The sequence below is a fragment of the Butyrivibrio sp. INlla16 genome, from assembly GCF_900104155.1.
In the GTDB taxonomy this organism is placed as follows: Bacteria; Bacillota; Clostridia; order Lachnospirales; family Lachnospiraceae; genus Butyrivibrio.
The window spans coordinates 1-2196 of the sequence record NZ_FMYB01000124.1 but is presented as its reverse complement, the minus strand read 5'-3'; the positions used below and the strand labels follow the sequence as shown (position 1 = coordinate 2196).

The window sequence follows — 2196 nt, the reverse complement described above, 5'->3', positions numbered from 1 at the left end:
CCTTTATTTCTGCGTTATACACACTTCCGGAAAGCCATCCGTAAAGTAATTCTCGTACTGCTTTTTCATCATCACAGATTGCAAAACACATTTTTTCCATAAGATGTGAACCTACTTTTACTTTCGTTTTTTTATGGTTTATCTCCATTTCCCTACATACTGCCAAAAAGCCAAAATCACATAGCAGTTAATAACAAAGTCATATCCATAGACATAACAAAAAGCTTAACATGATTCTTCATGTAAGCTTTTTGAATTCCAACTTATTTAATCATAACATTATGTCAACGCTCTCTATAGAGCAATGTTATGAATGGTCGGTTTTATGTCATGAGTGGACATTATTCCTTCTTAATTATGGGTTCGCGGCTACAGCGATAAAAGTGCATAAGAATATCTATCCTGCCTTTTATGCACTTTGAGACATCGCAGAATTTTTTCTATGCCTTATTCGTGACGGTTTCTTCTCGAACGCTTTTGTGTCAACGGGAAAAGAAACACAAAAGGAATAGTCAGAAAATATGTTAACACATTTTCAGGCATCCGCTAACCTCAATCGCTCAACTACAGTCTCCTTCATAGTTCTGCTATAGATCACCACAGGAATGATCATCGCTACCATTAGAATAACCGGTGTCACAATCATAATTGGCATCAGAGTAAATCTATATGTATAAAACCACATCTCCATTCCAATACTCTTTACTAAAAGAACCGAAAATGCGCTGCTAAGAATCATTCCAAAAATCAATGCCAGTCCACCATATACGATGCCCTCAAAACAGATACTTGTCCTCTGGATGCGTTTTGTCATACCAACAGCCTCAAGCATGGCAAGTTCAAGTCTTCTTGAAAGCACTGATGTCACAAGAGTATTTATCAGATTCAAAATACCTATAAGTGCAAGCACTGATGTCAAAAGTCCGCCTACAACCTTGAACATACACATTTAACCCCTCGCCCATCCCATGCTTATCTCATAGACTTAATGCGTCCAATACATCATCTACTGTTCTTCTCATACTTTTAGGAATATCTCTTATTGTCGGAAGGAACGCCTGATAGGCTGGCTGTTCAACCTCTATAACTTTAAATCTTGGAGTCCTAATATGCAGTCTGTCACAAACCATCAATTCAAATTGATGATAATCCACCATATCTTCTGAACCCACATGGAATACTCCTGAAAGATTACCATCAATGATATACTTCGCATATTCTCCAATTTGCGTTCCAAGAGTAACAGTAATCATATCTCCTGGGAATGTTTCTATCTCTATTCCATTTTCAGATGATTGCATTAATCTCACAACTCTTTTACATCCTGGTGTCCATACGGAGTTAAGCCGCATTATTGCCAAATTATTACCTAGCACATCTACTAACATGTTTTCACACTCCAGCTTATGTTTTCCATAATCGGACTCTGGCACAGGAGTTGTATTTTCATCTACCGGAGCAGATAAATCTCCATCGAAAACATTAGTTGTAGAAATATAAATCAACCGCTTTCCATATTGGCTGCACCAATTTCCCAAAACTCTGTGAAAACTCAAAAGAGTATCGAATGCCCCCACAATAGATGAAACTATTACATCCGGTTTCTCTTTAACAAGAATCCTCAACAATTTATCGTCTTCTCCAGCCAAAAGAGTATACCCACCCTCTATTTCATGGTGTCCAGCCGTAGAAACAACTTCATATGCACCATTTAAACCCTTTACTATTTCACTACCTACAAGACCATTTCCGCCAAGGATAAGAACCTTCTTCATTAGCAATCCCTCAATCAATTTTCAATATCGTATAAAACTCCCAGTAAACACAAACTACCGTATTTCATTTTTCCAAAATATCCAACACGCTCTGAGCTATGCGCTCTGTGTTTTTGATTATCGCATCAATGCTCTCCCTACTATCCTCATCCTGGTCTTTTTCCAGAAGCAGGTCGGCATTTCCTCTTGTGTCAGCCCGTTTTCTTTGCGGTACTTTCTTATTACTTTTCCAATAGTCATCTGCAATTCCTCCAAACAGTATTGGAACCGGTTCAATAATAATGATACCTAAGAGGATCTGATTTTGCTATTGAATTCAGGTTAATTAAAAGTTTCCCAATCTGCCGGACTATAGATTTCCGACAGAAGGGTTAGCTTCCTTTCTTGGGCGACCACGTGGCCGCTTGGGTTTTATTTCAAC

3 protein-coding genes are annotated in these 2196 nt (G+C 38.3%); all 3 read right to left on the bottom strand.

Annotation, left to right across the window (positions count from 1 at the left end; all coding sequences use genetic code 11):
* Positions 1-535: 535 nt before the first annotated feature.
* The 3 genes from BLR42_RS22215 to BLR42_RS23845 all read right to left on the bottom strand — a co-directional run bounded on the left by BLR42_RS22215 (position 536) and on the right by BLR42_RS23845 (position 2015).
* Positions 536-943: an ABC transporter permease gene (locus tag BLR42_RS22215; protein ID WP_170832951.1), complete on the bottom strand. Its 408-nt coding sequence runs from the start codon at positions 941-943 to the stop codon at positions 536-538.
* Between the two features lie 34 nt (positions 944-977).
* Positions 978-1775: a sugar nucleotide-binding protein gene (locus BLR42_RS22210; RefSeq protein ID WP_091873919.1), complete on the bottom strand. Its 798-nt coding sequence runs from the start codon at positions 1773-1775 to the stop codon at positions 978-980.
* A gap of 117 nt (positions 1776-1892) precedes the next feature.
* Positions 1893-2015, bottom strand: a complete 123-nt coding sequence (locus tag BLR42_RS23845) for a hypothetical protein (RefSeq protein ID WP_278289475.1) — start codon at positions 2013-2015, stop codon at positions 1893-1895.
* Between the last annotated feature and the right edge of the window lie 181 nt (positions 2016-2196).